Consider the following 18,634-nt stretch of genomic DNA (forward strand, 5'->3'; position numbering starts at 1 on the left):
GGCCGGACAGGTCAGGTGCGGTGCAGCGAGGGCCAACGGCCGGCGGCGTGGCGTCGGCGCAGGTCCCAGAGCTCCGACGGGGAGATGGGCATCCGGGTGATCGGGAACCCCTCGGCGTCCTCGATCGCGGAGGCGATCACCGCGCTGCCCGGGATGGTCCCGGCCTCTCCGGCTCCCTTGATGCCCAGCGGGTTGAGCGGGCTGGGGGTCTCCAGGTGGGCGGTCCGGATCTCGGGGACCTCAGAGGCGAAGGGCATCAGGAAATCCATGAAGGAGGCGTTGAGCAACTGCCCGGAGGAGTCGTAGACGAGACGCTCGTAGAGGGCTCCGCCGATGCCCTGGGCCACGCCGCCGTGGACCTGTCCTTCGACGACCATCGGGTTGATCATGGGCCCGCAGTCGTGGACCACGCAGTAGCGCAGCACCCGGATGTCGGCCGACTCCGGATCGGTCTCCACGATCGCGGCGTGCATGCCCGATGCGAAGGTCGAGCGCAGCGGCGAGTAGAAGTCGGTGCCCTCCAGCCCCGGCTCCTCGTCGTCGGCGATCGGGGGACGGGTCGTGTCGGCCCGGCCGCCGAACTGGGTCGCCGCCCGCGCGCTGTCGTCGAACGCGTAGCGCAGGGGGTTGGAGAGCACCGCGACCATGGCCAGGGGGATCTGCGCCCGCGGGTCGCCCTTGACGCGCACGATCCCCTCGACGAGCTCCAGGTCGACCGGGTCCGCTTCGAGGGCGCGACCGGCGACCCGCAGGGCCTTCTCCTTCACCCTGCGCGCGGCCAGGTGCACCGCGTTGCCGCTCATCACCGCCCCCCGGGAGCCCCAGGTGCCCACCGAGTAGGACATCTGCCGGGTGTCGCCGGTCGTGACGCGCACCGTGTCGATCGGCACACCCAGCTCGTCGGCGACGACCTGGGCGAGGACCGTCTCGTGCCCCTGCCCCTGGGTGGTGAGTCCCGTGGACACGTGGATCCGCCCGGAGGTGTCGATCTCGATGTGCCCGCCCTCGTAGGGGCCCGCGCCGGTGCTCTCCACGTAGCAGGCGATGCCCAGGCCCACCCGGCGGCCCTGCGCCCGGGCCCGGGCCCGGTACTTCTGGAAGTCGTCCCAGCCGACCAGGTCCTTGAGCTCGTCCAGGCAGGCGGGATAGTCCCCGGAGTCGTAGACCCCCTCACGCCCGTCCTGCATGAGCAGCCCGAGGGGGTGGGGGAACTCGCGCACGAAGTTCACCAGCCGCACCTCGGCGCGGTCCTTCCCGAGGGCGTCGGCGATCGCGTCCATGGTGCGCTCCATTATGAACACGCCCTGGGGACGCCCCGCCCCGCGGTAGGGGGTCACGATCACGGTGTTGGTGTACAGCGACCAGAACTCGACCCGGTAGTGGGGGATGTCGTAGGGGCCGAGGAGGTGGGTGGAGGTGTTCAGCGGGCAGATCACCCCGTAGGGCAGGTAGGCGCCGTTGTCGTGCCAGAACTCCACGTCCAGGCCGAGCACCCGCCCGTCGTCGTCGAACCCGACGCGGACCGTCTGCAGCTGCTGACGCTCGTGGGCGGAGCCGATGAAGTGCTCCCGGCGGTCCTCGGTCCACTTCACCGGGGCCTGCAGCCTGCATGCCGCAGCGGCCACGCAGATGTCCTCCGGCCAGGGATGGTTGATCTTCACGCCGAAGCCGCCGCCGACGTCGGGGGCGATGACCTCGACCCGGGCCAGGGGCAGGCCGAGCTTCGCGGCGAGCGCCGCGCGGGTGCCCGTGGAGGTCTGGGTGGAGGCGTGTACCCGCAGCCGTCCGTCCTCGGCGTCCCAGCGGGCGAGGATGCCCCGGCCCTCCAGGGGCATCGACGCGCTGCGCTCCATGTCCAGGTGCAGTTCCAGGACGTGGGGGGCTGCCTCGATCTGAGCGGGCGCGTTCCCGACCTGCTGGACGAGGTGGGCTGCGACGTTGCCGGGGGCCTGTTCGTGCACGAGGTGGGCGGCGTCGCGGGCGGTGGCCACCCCGACCACGGGCTCACGGTGCGCATAGGCGACCCGGATCCGCTGGGCGGCGTCCTCGGCGAGGTACCGGTTGGTGGCCACGACCATGGCGATGGGCTCCCCGACGTGGTTGACCTCGTCCTTGGCCAGGGCGCGGCCGGTCACGGGGTGCTCGATCGAGGGGTGCGGCAGGAGCATGGGCAGCGGTTCGGCGGCCGGTCCCGGGAGGTCCTCCCAGGTCCACACGGCGACGATCCCGTCGATGTCCAGGGCACCGGAGACGTCCACGTCGAGCACGCGGGCGTGGGCGTGGGGGCTGCGGACGAAGGCGGCTTCCAGGGCTCCGGCGCCGAGGTCGTCGAGGTAGTGGCCGTGGCCGGTGACGAGGCGGGGGTCCTCGCGGCGCGTGATGGGGGCGCCGAACATGCGGGTGGTCACGACGGCTCCTCGGTGGTGCGCGCGCCGCGCCGCAGGTGCGCGGCCCGGCGGACGGCGTGGACGATGTTCTGGTAGCCGGTGCAGCGGCAGAGGTTGCCGGAGATCGCCGTGCGGGCCTCCTCCGGGGTGGGATCGGGGTTCTCGTCGAGGTAGGCGTGCACCGTGGTGATGAGCCCCGGGGTGCAGAAGCCGCACTGCAGCCCGTGGCAGTCGATGAACGCCTGCTGGACGGGTGAGGGGTGCTGCGGGTCGTGGCCGATCCCCTCGACGGTGGTCACCTCGTGGCCCTCGGCGGAGGCGGCGAGGACCAAGCAGGAGCGCACCGGCTGCCCGTCGAGCAGCACGGTGCAGGCGCCGCAGACGCCGTGCTCGCAGCCGACGTGGGTGCCGGTGAGCCCGACGTCGTGGCGCAGCGCGTCCGAGAGCAGGCGCCGGTGCGGGAGGTCGAGGCGGTGCTCGAGGCCGTTGACCCGCAGGGACACCGGGCGGAGAGGCTCGGGAGCGGCCCCGGTGGACCAGCCCTGCGGGTGGGGAGGGGTGCTCATGGTCAGGTGTCCTCTCCGGGCAGGGCCGTCAGCTCGGTGAACAGCCGGCGGGTCAGCACTGCGGTCAGGTGCCGCCGGTAGTCGGCGGTGGCGTGGATGTCGTCCTGCGGCACGACGAACGCCTCGGCCATGGCAGCGACGTCGGCGGCGGCCCGGGCGGCCTGCGCCACCGGGAGGCCGGCCACGGCGTCGTCGAGAGTGAGCACGCACGGGGTGTCGGTCACCGAGACGAACCCTGCCCGGGCACCGGTGAGCATCCCGTCGGCGACCTCCAGGACCAGGCCCACACCCGCCAGTGCGTAGTCGCCGGAGCGGCGGGCGTATTCGGCGAACCCGGCCCGCGCGCGGTCGGGCAGCCGCCCGAAGGCGGCCTCGACGAGGATCTCGTCCTGGGCGAGGGAGGTCTCGAGCGGACCGAGGAACAGCTCGCTCGCCGGCACCGTGCGCTCTCCGCGCACGGAGCGCACGCGGACCCGCCCGTCGGTCAGGGCCAGGATCATCGGCATCTCCCCGTTGGGATCGGCGTGGGCCACGGAACCGACGGTGGTGCCGCGGGAGCGGATCGCCGGGTGCCCCACGTGGGCCAGGGCCCGGCGCAGGAGGGGTTGGGCCCTGTGGGCCGGTCCGCTGCGCTCCAGCACCCGGTGGGTGACGAGGGCGCCCACCAGGACGTCGTGGTCCGTCACGTCGATCCGGTCCAGGCCCGGCAGCCGGGTGAGGTCCACGAGGTGCTCCGGGGTGGCCAGCCGCATGTTGAGCAACGGGATGAGGCTCTGACCGCCGGCGAGGACCTTCGCCGCAGGGTCCAGCTCGTGGAGCAGGCCCACGGCCTCCTCGAGGCTGTCGGGGGCGTGGTAGGTGAAGGGCGCGGGCTTCACGGCCCGTCCGATCCGTGGGCGGCGCCCCTCCCGGCACGCCCGGCCCGCGCGCACGGGTCGGCGGCGGGTCCGCCGCGGGCTGCGGGACGGCCGTGCGGCCGTCGCCGGGACGCTTCCCCCCGGATGCCCATCTCGTGCTCCTTCGCGCGGGAGACCCTCGCAGGCATCGGCCGACCGGTCGGTGGGATCGGGTGCGCGCCGATGCGCCGAGCGAGGTGATGAGCGCAACACTATGGAGTGCACCGCACGACCGCCATCATCGGTGCTTGATGACAGGGCGACGGACCGCCCACGGGGGCACGCACCCGCAGGAGGAAGCGCCGGGAGCGGACGGCGCACCGGCCGGCCCTCCGACCCACGACCACCGGGCCGGCACCCCCGTGCTCGCGGCTGCCGTCCCCGTTTCCGGCGTCGCACAGGGTGCTCGTCGGGATCGGCCACCCCATGTGGCCGGCGCCGGGGGCACAATGCCACCATGACCGCTCTTCCGTCCCCGCCCCGCGACCAGCCCGGCTGCGCCGGGCTGCTCCTGGCGGCCGGCGCCGGCCGCCGGCTGGGCACACCGAAGGCGCTGCTGCGCGGGCCCGACGGGCGGGCACGGGTGCAGGTCGTCGTGGATCAGCTGCGCCGGGCCGGCTGCGAGCCGGTGCACGTCGTCGTCGGGGCCGCGCCCACGGAGGTCGCCGCCCTCGTGACCGGGGCCGTGATCGTGCCGGCCCCCGATTGGGCCGAGGGCCTCGGCGCCTCGCTGCGGGCCGGGCTGCGCTCGCTGGAGCCCACCGCCGCCGACGCCGTTCTGATCATGCTGGTCGACCTGCCCGGTGTCGGCGAGGCGGCCATGCGCCGGGTGCTGGCCGCGGGAACTGCCTCCGGGAACCCGGCCGCCACGGCCAAGGTGCGAGCCCACTGGCGCCGGGAGCCCGGTCACCCGGTGCTGCTCGGGCGGGCGCACTGGCCCGCCGCGCTCGGCACCGCCCACGGGGACCGCGGGGCGCGCGCCCTCCTCTCCGGCTCCGGTACCACGGGCGTGGAGTGCTCCGACCTCGGTGACGGCCACGACGTCGACGTGCCCCAGGACGCAGTGCGAGCACGGCTGCGCCCGCCCGAGGCCCTCCCCCCGGACGAGGACCGGCCGTGACCGCCCTGCCCGACGACCCCGTCGCCCTCCAGGAAGCCCTGGGCGCCCACGGCTACCTGGCCGACACCGCCCTGGCCACCACCGCCTGGCTCGCCTGCCGCCTGGAACGGCCCCTGCTGTGCGAAGGAGCCCCGGGTGTGGGCAAGACCGCTCTGGCCGCCGCCCTGGCCGCTGTGCTCGAGGGCCCGTTGATCCGCCTGCAGTGCTACGAGGGGATCGACGCGACGCAGGCGCTCTACGACTGGGACTTCCCACGGCAGGTCCTGCACCTGCGCGCGCTGGAAGCCGGTGGGCGCACGGACCTCGAGGCGGCCGAGACGGATCTGTACCGGCGCCGCTTCCTGCTCGCCCGGCCGGTTCTCCAGGCCCTGGAGGCCTCCCTCCCGCAGCGGCGAGCGGTGCTGCTCGTCGACGAGGTGGACCGCGCCGACGACGAGTTCGAGGCCTTGCTGCTTGAGGTTCTCTCGGAATGGGCCGTCAGCGTGCCCGAGCTGGGCCGGGTCGTGGCGCAGGCCCCGCCCGTCGTCGTCGTCACGTCCAACCGCACCCGGGAGCTGCACGACGCGCTGACCCGCCGCTGCCTCTACCATTGGTTCGAGCTGCCCGACCTGGAGCGCGAGCGCGCGATCGTGCGCCGCCACGTCCCTGACGCCTCCGACGCCCTGACGGCCTCGGTGCTGGCGGCCGCGGCCCGGCTGCGCTCCCTCGACCTGGTCAGACCGCCGGGGGTCGCCGAGACCCTCGACTGGGTCCGGGCCCTGGTGCGCCTCGGCGTGGACGAGCTCGACGAGGCCGCGGCCCACCTGACCCTGGGCACCGTCGTGAAGGAGCGCGAGGACCTGCTGACCGTCCGGGACGCCGGGCCGCTTCCCGGTGGCGCCCCGCCGAGGAGCATCCGGTGAACTACGTGGACCTGGTCGTGGGCCTCGGGCGGGAGCTGCGCCGGGCGGGTGTGGACGCCGGGCCCGAGCAGACGCGCACGCTCGTGCGCGCACTGGCCCTGCTGGACCCCCTCGACCGGGAGCAGGTGCGCGCCGCCAGCCGCGCCTGCTGCTGCACCTCCCCCGCGCAGGTCCAGGTGCACGACCGGGTCTTCGACGCCTTCTTCCGCGCCGGGCCCGGCCACCCCGGGGCCACCACGGTCCTCGAGCAGGCTCCCGGCAGCCCTGACGGGCGCTCGGGGAACGACGGCACGGACCCGGGCATGCGCTCCCCGGCGTCCGCCTCGCGCACCGAACGGCTGTCCCGCACCGATCTGGCCCGTCCCGGCCCGGAGCGGGAGGCGGCACTGGCCCTCGTGGACGTCCTGCGGCTGAGCCCACCCGTGCGCCGGTCCGCCCGGCGCAGCCGCGCCTCCCGCGGCGGCGTGGACCGCCGCCGCAGCGCCCGCGCGCTGCTGCGCGCCGGTGGGGAGCCCTCGCCGCTGCACCACCGTCGGCGTCGCCCCCAGCCCCGGCGGATCGTCGTGGTCGTCGACGTGTCCGGGTCCATGCACCGCCACCACGACCTGGCGCTGCGTCTCGCCCGCCGCCTGGTGCGGGAACCCGGGCCCTGTGAGGCCTTCACCGCCGGCACCCGGCTGACCCGGGTCACCGGGCTCCTGCGCGGACCCTGGCCGACGGTGCGCGCCCGGATCGGCCGGCAGGTCCCCGACCTGGCCGGAGGCACTCGGCTGGGGGACGCGCTCGCCGACCTCGTGGACGACTGGGGCCGCCGAGGACCGCTGCGCGGGGCCGTGGTGGTCGTCGTCTCCGACGGGTGGGAGACCGGCTCGACGGCCCGCCTGGCCCGTCAGGCCGCCCGGCTCCACCGGCTGGCCCACCGCTTCATCTGGGTGAACCCGCGCGCCGGCCGCGAGCAGTTCCGGCCGGACACCGCCGGGATGCGCGCCGTCGCACCGTTTCTCGACCACCTCGTGGGCGGGCACACGGTGGCCCACCTGCAGGAGGCACTCGATGCGATCGGCGCCGCCCGGCTCCCGGTCCGGGCGCAGCAGGTCCGCCGTGCGTGACGTGGCCGTGATGCTCGAGCGGTGGCTGGGCGAGGGACGCCGGTTCGCGCTGGCCACCATCGCCCGGACCTGGTCCTCCGCCCCCCGGCCCGCGGGCGCCATGATGGCGGTCGATGAGGACGGACAGGTCCTCGGCAGCCTCTCCGGCGGGTGCGTGGAGGGCGCTGTGCACGAGCTCGCCCTGGAGGTCCTCGCCGACGGGGCCGCCCGCGCCGCCCACTACGGCATCAGCGGACAGGACGCGCTGGCGGTCGGCCTGACCTGCGGTGGTCACCTCGACGTCCTGGTCCGGCTCGTGGATCCCGCCGCGGAGGACAGCGCGGTGCTCCGCGGCGCCCTGCGGGCACTTACCGAGGAGCGTCCGGTCGCCCTCGCCGTGCGCGTGGCCACCGGCACCGAGGCCGTGCCCGCCGGCGAGCCCCTGGGCCGGTGGATGCTGGTGGACTCGGCAGCCAGCATCGGCAGCATCGGGCCCGCCCGCCTGGACGACGCCGTCGTCGCCGACGCCCGGGGCCGGCTGGGCACCGGGCGCAGCGACGTCATCGGCTACGGCCCGGACGGCGGACGGCTGGGCAGCGGCGTGGAGGTACTCGTCGTCGCCCTGGCCCCGCGTCCCCGGTTCCTCATCTTCGGGGCCATTGACTACGCCCGGGCACTGGCCGCCGTGGCCTCCTTCGTCGGCTACGCCGTGACCGTCTGCGACGCCCGGGCGGTGTTCGCCACCCCTGCCCGGTTCCCGGAGGCCGACGAGGTCGTGGACCGGTGGCCGCACCAGTACCTGGCCGAGGAGATCGAGGCCGGGCGCATCGACTCCTCCACGGTTCTCGCCGTGCTCACCCACGACCCCAAGTTCGACGTGCCGCTGCTGGAGGTGGCGCTGCGCTGCGACGCCGGCTACATCGGGGCCATGGGCTCGTGCCGCACGAACACCGAGCGCGAGCGCCGGTTGCGCGACCGCGGGATGAGTTCGGCGGAGCTCGCCCGGTTGCACGCTCCCATCGGCCTGGACCTGGGGGCCCGCACCCCCGAGGCCACCGCCGTGTCCATCATGGCCGAAGTGATCCAGCACAGCGGCGGCGGCAGCGGGCGGCCGCTGCGGGAGATATCCGGCCCGGTCCACCCGCTGTGAGCGCGCCGACCGCCCAGCACAGCGTTCACCCGCCCCGGAGGGGCGGCCCGGGGTGCCGGTTCGGCAGGTCCCGCACCCGTGCGGGGCGGGGCGGGGGCGGCTCCCGGGCGACGGCGACCCCGGGGCCTGCTCGCCGTTGCCCGGGAGCCGGTGACGGTCGAAGCCGGGACCGGGCGTCGACGGTCTGCGGTGAGGCCGCTCCGGCCGGGCGGCGGCACGGGCCGCCGGCCGAAGTGACAGCGCAGGTCACGGCGCAGGTCACGGCGCCGGGGGTGCGCCGGCCGGGGCCCCGGCGCCCATGCCGGTGGCCTCCTGCTGGGTGACGGCCCCGGCGTAGTCGTTGGCCGGGTCGCGGTAGATGGTGTGGATGTGGCCCCACCCGCCCGTGGTGACCCCGGTGACGTCGGCGCCGGCCGAGCCCTGCTGGTTGGAGAACTCGAGGTAGACGTCGGGACCGGAGATCTGGAAGTAGATGCCGTTGCCGGCGGTCATGTCGTAGACGGTCGCCCCGGACCAGGTCACGTAGGTCTCGTCCAGGCTCGCCTCGATCCTGGCCAGCTCCTCGGCGGTGGTCTGCTCATCGGCCAGGCCCACCCACTGGGCGATGACCTCGAGCAGCTGCTGCTTCTGCTCCTGGGTCAGCTCCGACCCGGCGATCCCGGTGCCGGTGGGGTAGGAGCAGGTGCCACCGGGGGCGCAGACCATATTGGCCACGTCCTCGCCCTGGTACAGCGCCGCCTGCTGGTCCTCGGTCAGGCTGTCGTAGAAGGCGAAGGCCGTCTCGTACATCCCGGCCAGCGGCTGCACCTCGTTGCCCTGCCCGTCGGTGTAGACCGCCGGCTGGGTGCCCAGGTGGGTGGGGGCGAAGGTGACCGAGCCCTCCGTCCCGTCGAGGGTGGCGTTGATCCCGAGGTGGTGGCCGCCGAACTGCACCTCCCAGGCGCTGGCGTCGGAGGGGTCGCCGAAGAAGGCGATGTAGTACTGGCCCAGCGACTCCTCGGTGCTGGTGGAGTTCTCGTGCAGGTACTGGTCCCCGCCCATGATGTCGGTGACGGTCTGGTACCCCTCGTCGCTGAGCAGTGCCTCGAGCACCTCCAGGGCGGCGGCCTGCTGCTCCTCGCTCAGCTCCGCCAGGTTCAGCCCGGCCCGGTCGACGAAGGTGACGGGGAAGTTCGACCAGGAGGTGGTCTTCGTCTCGTCGTCGTAGGCGTGGAGCAGGGCCTCGCGCTGCTCGGCCGACAGGGTCGCCAGGAACTGCTCGGCCGCGGTGGAGACGAAGCGGGCAGAACGGGAACGGGGGGAGATCATGGGCTGCTCCTTGCGGGATCGACGGGGTGTCGACCCGTAAGCTACGGCCTGCCCGCTGAGCATCCACTGAACGTAGCCGGAACACTGCCGTCGACCCACGAGCCGGTCGCTCCGGAGCCGCCACGGGCTGCCGGGCTGCGGCAGGCCCCGGCTGCCCCGGTGGAGGGGGGCCGGGGCCGGCCGGGGTCGTGGGTGGCCCGGCTGGCCGGTCCTCCGGCATCGATCCGCCGCAGCGCGTTCCGGGTCCGGTGATCGGCGATGCCCCGCCCGCCTCCCCCGAGATCCTTGCCGGCAGCCCCGCTGCGCAGTGGCGCGGCGAAGGCCGACATGTTGCGCGGCGAGCGTCGCAGGCGGTCCGGCGTGGTGGGAACCGCTGGGCCGCCCTCTCGGCCGCGGCGAGTGCTTCGTCGACCTGCGCACGCGGGCACGTGCTCCCGACACTCCGCGGCCGCTTCACGGGCGGTGGAGGGCAGAAGGTCGATGGACGGGTGGGTGCCCGGGCATCAGCACCGTGTACACCCGGTGGCCGTGCACCGGCCACCGGGGCGTCATCAGGCCCGGCCAGACTGGGGCTGTGCCCGGGAGCCGGGGATCTTCCGGGGATCGACGTCGAGATGAGGGGTGCCCGCCATGAGCGACCACGGGACGACCACAGCGATTCCACCTGTTCAGGACCTGACGCAGATCCGTCCCGGGGACCACCTCGAAGCCTGGAGCCAGGCAGTGGTGCGCCACCGGGGGATCGTGGAGGAGGCCGCCCCGGGTCTGGGAGTGGTCTGGATCCGGGAGTCCGGCATCGGTGAGCGCAGGATGATCGCCAGCGACACGTTCGAGTTGCGCGCCCCTTGGAACCCCGTGTCTGCCGACGGCGACGGTGAGGAGTTGTCATGAGTGAGCAGAGCGCCGAGCCCGGCGATCCGCGGGTTCCGCGCGGGACCGCTGAACCGCCGGCGGCCCGCTGCACCGGGGTGTTCTTCCCGCAACTGGTCGGACGCTGCGTGACCGAGGCCCACGCGGCCCTGGCGCGCACTGCCCGGATCCAGACTTCCCCGGGGCCGATGTCCCTGCACGCGGCCGGGGACCGGCTGCGCGTCCTGGCCCGCGCCAAGGGCCGCCGCTCCGCACCGGTGCGGCAGGTGCTGTTCGTGGACGCCCACGACACCGGCCCGGCCCAGATCGCCGCCGGTCTGCTGACCCATTATGCCGGGGCCGCCGTCGTGGCTCGCTCTGCCGGAGTGCGCCCGGGGGCGGCAGTGGACCCCTTCGCGGTGGAGGTCTTGGCCCAGCACGGGATCGAACCGGCCACGGTCACGCCCCGGCTGCTCACCGAGGATCTCGTGCGGGCTACCGACTGGGTCATCACCGTCGGTCCGCAGGATCCGGGTCCGATGCCCTCAGGACCTCCCGCCCGGACCTGGCTGGTCGGGGGTTCCGCCGACGAGGACGGGGGTCCGTCCCTGGTCGCTGCTCTGGATGGCCGGGTCCAGGGCCTGTGGGCGGAGATACGGACGTCACCCAGGCGGGAGGAAGAGCTCCGGGTCCGCGGGGTGCCCGACGAGCCGGCCGCTGACACCTCCGGGTCGTGACATGGGCATGTCCCGGGCGGCGAGCGCGGGGGCGCGGAGGCGCTGCACTCCCCCGGGACGGACGAGTGGCCCACGTGCGCCCCGACGTCGTCCGGCCCGTTCCTGAACACCGCTGACGTCGAGGACGCCGTCAGGTCCACCGCGCTCGTCGCCCGGCTGCTCCCGGCCCACGGCATCCGGATCCGCGGCTCCCCGGTCACGGTCAGCGGCGGCCCCGCCGCCCACCGGCCGCTGCGGGACGCCCGCACCGAGCCGGCCCTCGGCGGGAGGCGCAACGACCGCAGCGGCGTCGACGGGCCGTCGAGCCCCGGACGGTCCGGTGTGCCGGATGCCACGGTCCGCGTGTTGGTGGTGCCCGCCGGCGCCACCGTCCATGGTGGAGAGCAGAGGATGCACGGGGGTCCGCCGGGGGCGGGGGCCGCCTCCAGCCGCCCGGCGCACCCGGTGGCGCGCAGCACCTGCCGCCCCGGGACAGCAGGTGCTGCGGTCGCAGGTCCACCGTGCCGGCACCGGGGCCGCCGCACGGACCACCTCTCGGGCAGTCACCGCTTCGACCTCGTGGTGGCTGCCCCAGGGGCTGTCCCGGCTGTTCGAACCCGGAGCCCGACGAGCCGGCCGACGAGGCCTCCTGCGAGGTGGTCAGCGCTCTGGGTTGGGCGTGAAGGTGTGTCCCAGGGCGGTGGAGACCTCGGCGAAGATCCGGGTGGCCGGCGAGGAGCAGGGCAGGGTCTTCGGGTCATCGGCCAGCACCGGGGACTCGGGGCAGTTCCCGGAGGCGATGTCGCTGTTGGCCTGCACGACCACGGTGGTGTCGGTGGTGGTGTCGTAGTAGACGGTGGTGTTGTAGCCGGGCAGCTCCCCGGTGTGCCCGACCCAGCCGTCGATGCATCCGAAGCCCAGCCCGTAGCCCCTGTCTGCGGGCTGGAAGGAGGTGAGACGTTCCCGCTGGGCCTCCTCGCCCAGCAGCCCGTGGCCGGTGCCCAGCGCCCGGCCGAAGACCAGCAGGTCGCCCATGTCCGAGATCAGGTCCCCGGCGGTGAAGCTCCAGGAGGGGTTCCAGTGCGTGGCGTCGGCCGGGGCCTGCGGGGTCGCAGTGTTCCCCTGGAGGGTGAAGCCCTGCGCGTACGGTTCGGGCAACGCGGGGGAGTTCCCGGGCCAGACGGTCTCCTCCAGCTCCAGCGGGGCGAAGATCTGCTCTTCCAGCACGTCTCCGACCGACTCGCCGGTGACCTGCTCGATCACCAGCCCCAGCAGGATGTAGTTGGTGTTGGAGTAGTCGAACTGCTCCCCCGGGGCGAACAGGGGGGATTCGGAGATCCCGGCGGCGAGCAGCTCCTGGGGGGTGAAGACCGTCTCGGGGGCGGCGAAGAAACGATCCGTGAACGCGGTGCTGCGCGTGTAGCTGGCGATGCCGCTGGTCATGTCCGCCACCTGGCGCAGCGTGATTTGATCCCCGTGGGGAATGCCCGGAACGTAGTCCCCGATGGGGTCCTCGAGGGAGAGCCTGCCCTCCTCGGCCAGCTGCAGCACCAGCGTGGCGGTGAAGGGCTTGGTGACCGACCCGACGCGGGTGTGCACACCGACCTCCATCGGCTCCCCGGTCGCTGGATCGGCCACCCCGTAGGCGGCCGTCCAGGTGCCCTCCGGGGACGAGACCCCGACGACCGCACCGGACGCGGACGCCTGCGCGAACGAGTCCCGGGCGGCGGCGTCCAGCTTCTGCGTGAGCTCCTCGGGCAAGGGCTCGGCCATCTGCGAGGACGGCTCGCGGGTGACGACGTCGTCGACGTCGCTCACACAGCTCTGCCCAGCACCTGCCGAGGTCGCTGGGGCAGGGGCCGCCGCCGCGGCACCGGCCGGGGAGGACGGGGCGCTGCCGGCGCACCCGCTGGCCCCGAGCAGGAGCACCGTCGCCGTGGTGGCGACGAGCACGTGACGTGTGGATCGTGTCGGTGATGACATCTGCGTTTCCTTCTCGGTCGGCGCAGAACACCCCTGGGGGCTTCTCCGCCCGGGAGACAGTGCTTCGGACTCGGTCGTCGTGGACGACGATGTCGATCCCCTGCGCCCCGCCCCACCGCGAAGGAACATTCCCGCAGCACGCACAGGCGCTGAGATCGATGAGATGACGGGCCGATCCATGGCCCTCGCACCACGCACCGGCCCCCGAGGACTCGGCGGTCGGGCGGTGGCCCCAGCCTAGGACCTCCTCCGAGCCGGGGCGGAGAAACCGGCCAGGATCGTTATCCGAGCGCCGAAGATGTCGCGCCCCCCACGGCACCCCGCAGGAACTCCCGTCCAGGACCCCACGCGCTCAGCAAGGAGCGGGCCCGGAACGGGCGACGCCATTGCCGCGCTCCGGCACCCCGCCGACCGGTGGGCCGCTCCGGCCCAGGCCGGGAACCGGGGCCGCTCGGCCGGGGCGCCGGTGCGCTGCGCGCTGTGCGCCGCCCTGCTGGCTGCGCCCGGTGCGGCCGTGCGGGCGCACCGGGGAGTCGTCGCGGTGGTGGAGGTACTCGTGGCCGTGCTCGTCCTTCCCCACGTCGAAGTGCTCCTGCACCTGCGGGCACCACGCGGGGGCCTGCTCGGCCTGCGGGGCTCCCGCCAGATCCTGCCGGCTGGGCGGGTAGGGACCATGGACCTGCACGGCGATCCCGTTCAGCTCGTCCAGGATGTAGTGGTGGGACGACGGCGTGTCCGCCGGGGCTGTGGCACGACGCGCGCGGTCCACAGCCTCGCCACCGGATCGGCCGGTTCCTCGACGGGGTCGCCGTCTGCGGCCCGGGCGGAGATCCGCGTCCGGGCGCCGGCGCCGGCCGGGCCGGCCGCGGTGAGCCTTCAGCCTCGGGGGGTGCGCAGGTCCTCGAGGTGCTCGGCCTTGAGCTTGCGGTAGTGGACCATGAGGTCGCCCGGGGTGTAGGTGGCAGTGGCGGTCACCGGTGTGCCGGGGTGGCCGTGCTCGGCCAGGATCCGCTGCAGCGCAGGCTCGTGCTGGGCGAGGATCACCTGGTTGAAGTAGCCGTGGTGGAGCAGCGCCGCGATCCCGCCGGCGTAGCCCCAGGTTGGGGAGCCCTCGGCCATCGGCGCGTGAGGGTCCCCCCAGTCGGCAGGCCCGCCGGTGGAGGCCAGCTCGGAGGCGAGCATGTTCTTCAGCACCTCGTCGCGGAAGGACAGGGAGAGCTCGGCGACCTCGTCGACGATCTCGAACCGGTCCACCCGCACCCCGGCTCCGGGGTGGGTCTCGACCACGCCCTTGACGGCCTGCAGGATCTCGTGGGTGGTCATCGTCGTCTCGCTTCCTGAAGGGGGGAGAAGCCCGGTCGATGCATAAACATCAGCGTACTGGCTACTCAGGAGTCACTATTTGCCCGTGCTGTCCCCACAAGGGCCCACGCACGTCGTAGCCCGCGGAGCTCGCGGCGAGGCCGCACCGGCCCACGACCTCGGTCCCGTGACGAGCGGGAGCCCCCGTCCCGTCGACGAGGGCGGGCACCGGCTTCGGGCCCTCAGGCGCCGCAGCGGTGGACTCCAGGAACCGCGAAGCCCTGCCGGAGACACCGGCCGGCCGCACAGTGGCACCGTCCCGGCGCCGACTCGTCCACCGGGGAGCTGCGGAACGAGCCGGCTCGCCCGGAGCGTCGGCTCTCTGCGGACACGGCCGGGGCCGTTCCCGTGCGGCGGTGTCCGCACATGCCTGCCTCCCTGCGGCACTGCGGGGTGCTCCCGGGACCCTCCCGGTGACCGGACCGCCGAACCGGCCGGTCCCCGGCACGGCTCCGTCGACGGCCCGAAGACAGCACGTCCCCCCTATGGCATTTTGATTGCAAATCCGATGGTCTACTCTTCGGGGGACATGTCCATGGACGAGGATCGGGGGACGGATGAAGGTCACCGTGTTCGGGGCGACCCATCCCATGGGCCAGGAGCTGGTCGAGGACCTGCTGTTCCGCGGCTACGAGGTCACCGTCTTCCTGCACGACCCCACGCCGGTGCCGGCCGCCTGGGGACGGGAGGTGGCGACGGTGATCGGTCGGATCACCGACTCCGCGGCTGTCGACACCGCGGTGAAAGGCGCCGAGGCGGTGATCAGCACCCTGGATCCCCGCCTGCGGCCCCACTCCCGCAGGCTGTCCCTGGCGGAGGGCACCGGTCACATCGTGGCCAGCATGCACCGCCACGGGATCCGCCGCTACATCGGCCACGGCACCCCGGTGGTCAGCCTGTGTCCCCGGGAGAGGCCCACCACCCACATCAAGGTCCACCGGTTCCTCGCCCGCCGCTTCGCCCCCCACGCCTACCGGCAGATGCAGGAGATGATGCAGGTGGTCGCCGGCTCCGGACTCGACTGGACGGTTGTGCGCTTCATGCACGCCACCGGAGGCAGCGCCCGGGGCCTGAAGTACGTGGGGTTCTTCGGCCCCGGCGAGGTGGGCGCCTCGGCCACCGCCGCCGACATCGCCCGGTTCACCACCACCCAGGTCCTGGAGACCACCTACATCCGCGACGCTCCCGCCGTCAGCAACTGATGACCCGCGCCGGCCGCAGTCGGCGGCACCGCGCACGAGCACGCTCCGTCGCACCGGTGGAGCCAGGGGCGCACCGGCCGCCCGCCCGCAGGTGATCCGCGTGGACGGAGCGCTCTACCACGGAGGGCCGTGACCGGGGCCAACGGCCCACGCCCACGCCGGGTGCCGCCCCGAGGTCTCCGGGTCATGGGCCCTCCTGCACAGGCGCGTGCCGCCTGCTGCCCGAGCGCGAGGAGTCCCTGGTGCCGGCAACGCGGGGGCTGCCGCCCCGCGCACCCGGACCGACCGGGCGAGGAGGACGCCGAGCACGGCGAGGCCCTCGGAGGGCGTCCGACCGACGAAAGGCCAGGACACACGACAGGGGGACCAGAACCCCCACGGGCCCGGTCCCCCTGCCACGGGATGCATCACACCCCGCCTGCGCACGCTTCTCAAGCTGCATCCCAGTATCCCCGATGGAGCCCACCGGCCGAAAGCCCCTCAAGCCCTCAGAAGCCCCGCACAGCACCGGCCCGCTCCATCCCCAGCGGACTCGGCCTCCCGTGCCCGGCCCGGACGCCGGCTGAGCGCGCGGCCGCGACCTCGAGCGCGTCGGGCACGAAGCGGCGAGCGCCGCAGGCGGTGGCCCTGCGGCCCCGGTGTGCGCCGCGCCGGGGACTACTCCTCACTGGTTTCCACGAGGGCCCAGGAGGCGGAGACCATCGCGTCGAGGAACCAGTCGAGGGTCTCGGTGGTGGGGGCCAGGTCGTAGAAGTGCATCTCCATCTGGACGGTGGGCAGCCCGGAGAGGTCGAGCAGGACCTCCATCGCGCCGCCGGGGGCGGGCGGTTCGGGAGCGTGGACGTGGACGGTGACCTGCAGGGGGACGGTCTCCAGCAGGTGGTCCTCCCGGTGGGTGGCTTCGGCCACGGCCAGCGCCTGGGCGTACAGGGCCGAGCCGGTGGGAACGGGGCCGGTGTTCTCGGGCCAGCCGATGTAGACGGCCGCCGCGCGCTCCCCGGTCCGCACCGCGCGCAGCCGATGGACGTGGGGGCGGTGGGCGGACAGCTTCGACTTCTTCAGGAAGCGCCCCGGCACCGGCACGGGATGCTCGGGCTGGGCCTCCGGGTCGGGGGCCGGGTCGGGAGTCGGCTCGCTCATGCCTCCAGTCTGCCCCGGGATCAGCCGCTGGTGGAGGCTTTCTGCGCGGCAAGGCCCGGCGGTGAAGATCGTCGGCGGCCCCGCGGAGACGGGCAGGCCCCCTCGCCCCCGTGGACGGCGTCGTCCCCACCGGGGAGACCGCTCGCCGGTCTGCGCCCGCCGGCGGGGGACGGCGCCGCAGTGGTGTCGGCCACCTCGTGCGCGTGGCATGCGCCCACCGGTCCACCGGTCGGCTCGTAGACTGATCGGCATGAGCGCGGTGAAGCTGGTGGACCCGGACTTCTACGTCCGGCGGACCGGTGCCGACCCGGAGCTTCGCGAGTGCTTCGTGGACTCCACCCACGTCTTCGAGGACGAGAGGACCGCCCGGATCCACCAGGCGGTCCTCGCGGCGGAGATGGACCCCGCCGAGGTGGTCGCCGAGCTCAGGATCCAGCGCGTCCCGGGAGGTGAGCACCTGGGGGCGGTCGGGTGGAAGCTGTCCGGGTGGGAGCTGCTACCCGCGGCCGACCTGCGCCGGCAGGTGGCCGCCCTGCATCGGGTCGTCGAGCGGCTGGGCATGGCGCCGGCAGCGGTCCCCGTGCCGCACTACGACGCGGTGGAGTGAAGCACGGGGCAACGGGACACGGCGGAGGAAGGAGCACGGGACCCTTCCCTCCTCCCGCTGCAGGGAGCGGGCCGGGACGGGGAGCATGACCCCCGACGACCCAGGCGTCGTCACACCGGGACGGCGGACGTAATGCCCGGTGGCGGTTGGAGATCGGGGATCTAGACTCCCGTCATGTGCGCTGAGCTGCTCCTGGATCCCGGCTTCTACGTCCGGCCGCTACCCGGTACCGGGCCGAGCGGTCACCTGGCCACCGTGTGCTCCACCCTGGTCTTCGAGGCGTTCGAGGACGCCCTGCACCACCTCGACCAGTTGAGCATGCACCTGGAACCCGAGCACGCGGTCGTCGGCATCGAGCCGCGTCCGGTGCGGGCGCACGTGCCCGGGACCGTGTCGCCGAACCGCCCCATCGGGCACCGTCTCGTCAGCCGGGACGCGGCCGATCCGGCGGCCATTGCCCGGCAGGTGGCAGCGCTGAAGGCGGCCGTGGCCTGCCTGGGGATGACCGGCGTCGACACCCTGGACCCGTTGACGCCCTGAACGGCGTCGGACGGGCTCGTCGGGGGAGTCCGACCTGCTTCTCGGCGAACACCCCCGGCCCCGAGCCCGCACGGCGTCCGGGCCGTGGCAGCCACGTCCGCTGTGGCGGTGCCCGATGTGCATTTTGGGTCCCGCCCCCCGTATAGTCGGACCGTCGCCGCGGGGTGGAGCAGTTCGGTAGCTCGCTGGGCTCATAACCCAGAGGTCGCAAGTTCAAATCTTGCCCCCGCAACCACAGCAGGCCCCCTGGACCGTGAAGGTCCAGGGGGCCTTGCGCTGTCCTGGCACGCACCAGGGCGTCCCCGGCGACCGGCAATCCCGGTGGGCTTCCTCCGCCCGCACCGGCCCGATCGGCCGGCCAGACGGCTGATCCGCTGACCACCGCCATGAGGCGAGCCTCCCGGCCGGCGAGCGAGCATGCCCTGCCACCCCCGGACCGGAGGACCACTGCGCAGCACGGAGAGCACCACGGGCACCGCACCCGCGAGCGCGGGCACCGCCCGGATCAGGCTCCACAGCGGAGGGGGCTGGCCCCCGACGGCCCCGGGCCGATCGCCACGAGCGCGGACGAGGACGGACCCGGAGGACGAGGGTCCTGCCGGAGAATCAGCGCAGGAGGATCAGCGCAGGGCTCCGGTGACCAGCACCTCGTCGTCCTCCGGGCGCTCATGGTCCACGAGGCGGGCTCGTGCCGGTCGCACGGGAAGGATCAGCACCTCGTCGTCCTCCGGGCGCTCCCTGGGGGCTCGGCCGTGGACCACCACCGCGGGCAGCGCCGGGACCCAGCCCCCCGCCTCGGCACGGACCGGCCCGGCGGG

The 18,634-nt window shown here is 74.0% G+C and carries 17 protein-coding genes and 1 tRNA gene; 10 read left to right on the top strand and 8 right to left on the bottom strand.

The features are described 5' to 3' along the window. Positions 1-11: 11 nt before the first annotated feature. Genes cutA through M3185_RS17330 form a run of 3 tightly spaced genes read right to left on the bottom strand, consistent with a single transcriptional unit; the run spans position 12 to position 3,831 of the window. Entirely contained in the window at positions 12-2,408 is a 2,397-nt protein-coding gene (cutA, locus tag M3185_RS05070; RefSeq protein WP_251332585.1) for an aerobic carbon-monoxide dehydrogenase large subunit, read from the bottom strand. Continuing rightward, complete coding sequence (locus M3185_RS05075; RefSeq protein ID WP_251332586.1) at positions 2,405-2,953, bottom strand: (2Fe-2S)-binding protein; 549 nt, start codon at positions 2,951-2,953, stop codon at positions 2,405-2,407. The genes cutA and M3185_RS05075 overlap by 4 nt, the downstream gene beginning before the upstream one ends. Positions 2,954-2,955: 2 nt before the next feature. Continuing rightward, a complete protein-coding gene (locus M3185_RS17330; RefSeq protein WP_251332587.1) occupies positions 2,956-3,831 on the bottom strand; it encodes an FAD binding domain-containing protein in 876 nt (291 codons plus the stop codon). A gap of 475 nt (positions 3,832-4,306) precedes the next feature. Between M3185_RS17330 and M3185_RS05085 the strand changes: the two genes are divergently transcribed. The 4 genes from M3185_RS05085 to M3185_RS05100 are packed head-to-tail and all read left to right on the top strand — an operon-like array spanning position 4,307 to position 8,109. After that, entirely contained in the window at positions 4,307-4,969 is a 663-nt protein-coding gene (locus M3185_RS05085) for a nucleotidyltransferase family protein (RefSeq protein ID WP_251332588.1), read from the top strand. Then, positions 4,966-5,871, top strand: a complete 906-nt coding sequence (locus M3185_RS05090; protein ID WP_251332589.1) for an AAA family ATPase — start codon at positions 4,966-4,968, stop codon at positions 5,869-5,871. The genes M3185_RS05085 and M3185_RS05090 overlap by 4 nt, the downstream gene beginning before the upstream one ends. Further along, the gene (locus M3185_RS05095; protein WP_251332590.1) at positions 5,868-6,980 is read left to right on the top strand and encodes a vWA domain-containing protein; all 1,113 of its coding nucleotides are present in this window, start codon (positions 5,868-5,870) and stop codon (positions 6,978-6,980) included. Before M3185_RS05090 ends, M3185_RS05095 begins: the two co-directional genes overlap by 4 nt. Beyond that, on the top strand, positions 6,973-8,109 hold the full coding sequence (locus tag M3185_RS05100) for an XdhC family protein (protein WP_251332591.1): 1,137 nt from the start codon (positions 6,973-6,975) through the stop codon (positions 8,107-8,109). The genes M3185_RS05095 and M3185_RS05100 overlap by 8 nt, the downstream gene beginning before the upstream one ends. A gap of 258 nt (positions 8,110-8,367) precedes the next feature. On the opposite strand, the gene M3185_RS05105 is transcribed toward M3185_RS05100, so the two are convergent. Continuing rightward, positions 8,368-9,417, bottom strand: coding sequence for a DUF3500 domain-containing protein (locus M3185_RS05105; RefSeq protein ID WP_251332592.1), 1,050 nt, complete (start codon positions 9,415-9,417; stop codon positions 8,368-8,370). A 630-nt stretch (positions 9,418-10,047) separates the two neighbouring features. Between M3185_RS05105 and M3185_RS05110 the strand changes: the two genes are divergently transcribed. Both M3185_RS05110 and M3185_RS05115 read left to right on the top strand, forming a co-directional pair. Beyond that, a complete protein-coding gene (locus M3185_RS05110) occupies positions 10,048-10,308 on the top strand; it encodes a hypothetical protein (RefSeq protein ID WP_251332593.1) in 261 nt (86 codons plus the stop codon). Further along, positions 10,305-11,003: an arsenate-mycothiol transferase ArsC gene (locus tag M3185_RS05115; RefSeq protein ID WP_251332594.1), complete on the top strand. Its 699-nt coding sequence runs from the start codon at positions 10,305-10,307 to the stop codon at positions 11,001-11,003. Before M3185_RS05110 ends, M3185_RS05115 begins: the two co-directional genes overlap by 4 nt. Before the next feature lie 639 nt (positions 11,004-11,642). Here the strand turns inward: M3185_RS05115 and M3185_RS05120 are convergent. The 3 genes from M3185_RS05120 to M3185_RS05130 form a co-directional block, all read right to left on the bottom strand. After that, on the bottom strand, positions 11,643-12,800 hold the full coding sequence (locus tag M3185_RS05120) for a serine hydrolase domain-containing protein (protein ID WP_251332595.1): 1,158 nt from the start codon (positions 12,798-12,800) through the stop codon (positions 11,643-11,645). 517 nt (positions 12,801-13,317) lie between these two features. Beyond that, complete coding sequence (locus M3185_RS05125; protein WP_251332596.1) at positions 13,318-13,734, bottom strand: hypothetical protein; 417 nt, start codon at positions 13,732-13,734, stop codon at positions 13,318-13,320. 107 nt (positions 13,735-13,841) lie between these two features. Next, a complete protein-coding gene (locus M3185_RS05130; protein ID WP_251332597.1) occupies positions 13,842-14,288 on the bottom strand; it encodes a hypothetical protein in 447 nt (148 codons plus the stop codon). A 596-nt stretch (positions 14,289-14,884) separates the two neighbouring features. Here M3185_RS05130 and M3185_RS05135 point away from each other — a divergent pair. After that, entirely contained in the window at positions 14,885-15,529 is a 645-nt protein-coding gene (locus tag M3185_RS05135; RefSeq protein WP_251332598.1) for an NAD(P)H-binding protein, read from the top strand. Positions 15,530-16,186: 657 nt separating this feature from the next. On the opposite strand, the gene M3185_RS05140 is transcribed toward M3185_RS05135, so the two are convergent. Continuing rightward, positions 16,187-16,669: a hypothetical protein gene (locus tag M3185_RS05140; protein WP_251332599.1), complete on the bottom strand. Its 483-nt coding sequence runs from the start codon at positions 16,667-16,669 to the stop codon at positions 16,187-16,189. 250 nt (positions 16,670-16,919) lie between these two features. Here M3185_RS05140 and M3185_RS05145 point away from each other — a divergent pair, with 250 nt between their 5' ends. From M3185_RS05145 to M3185_RS05155, 3 genes are all read left to right on the top strand, one after another. Beyond that, on the top strand, positions 16,920-17,276 hold the full coding sequence (locus M3185_RS05145) for a hypothetical protein (protein ID WP_251332600.1): 357 nt from the start codon (positions 16,920-16,922) through the stop codon (positions 17,274-17,276). Positions 17,277-17,450: 174 nt separating this feature from the next. Continuing rightward, complete coding sequence (locus M3185_RS05150; protein WP_251332601.1) at positions 17,451-17,816, top strand: hypothetical protein; 366 nt, start codon at positions 17,451-17,453, stop codon at positions 17,814-17,816. Between the two features lie 158 nt (positions 17,817-17,974). After that, positions 17,975-18,051 (top strand) — tRNA-Met (locus M3185_RS05155). Positions 18,052-18,634 lie beyond the last annotated feature (583 nt).

Origin of the sequence: Kocuria rosea (assembly GCF_023715525.1) — a bacterium.
GTDB classification, from domain to species: Bacteria; Actinomycetota; Actinomycetes; order Actinomycetales; family Micrococcaceae; genus Kocuria; species Kocuria rosea_A.

What these genes read in the sequence shown, in the direction of transcription:
- M3185_RS05075 (WP_251332586.1), bottom strand. Translation starts at nt 2,953, where the DNA reads ATGAGCACCCCTCCCCACCCGCAGGGCTGGTCCACCGGGGCCGCTCCC.
- M3185_RS05085 (WP_251332588.1), top strand. Translation starts at nt 4,307, where the DNA reads ATGACCGCTCTTCCGTCCCCGCCCCGCGACCAGCCCGGCTGCGCCGGG.
- M3185_RS05105 (WP_251332592.1), bottom strand. Translation starts at nt 9,417, where the DNA reads ATGATCTCCCCCCGTTCCCGTTCTGCCCGCTTCGTCTCCACCGCGGCC.
- M3185_RS05110 (WP_251332593.1), top strand. Translation starts at nt 10,048, where the DNA reads ATGAGCGACCACGGGACGACCACAGCGATTCCACCTGTTCAGGACCTG.
- M3185_RS05115 (WP_251332594.1), top strand. Translation starts at nt 10,305, where the DNA reads ATGAGTGAGCAGAGCGCCGAGCCCGGCGATCCGCGGGTTCCGCGCGGG.
- M3185_RS05130 (WP_251332597.1), bottom strand. Translation starts at nt 14,288, where the DNA reads ATGACCACCCACGAGATCCTGCAGGCCGTCAAGGGCGTGGTCGAGACC.
- M3185_RS05135 (WP_251332598.1), top strand. Translation starts at nt 14,885, where the DNA reads ATGAAGGTCACCGTGTTCGGGGCGACCCATCCCATGGGCCAGGAGCTG.
- M3185_RS05140 (WP_251332599.1), bottom strand. Translation starts at nt 16,669, where the DNA reads ATGAGCGAGCCGACTCCCGACCCGGCCCCCGACCCGGAGGCCCAGCCC.
- M3185_RS05145 (WP_251332600.1), top strand. Translation starts at nt 16,920, where the DNA reads ATGAGCGCGGTGAAGCTGGTGGACCCGGACTTCTACGTCCGGCGGACC.
- M3185_RS05150 (WP_251332601.1), top strand. Translation starts at nt 17,451, where the DNA reads ATGTGCGCTGAGCTGCTCCTGGATCCCGGCTTCTACGTCCGGCCGCTA.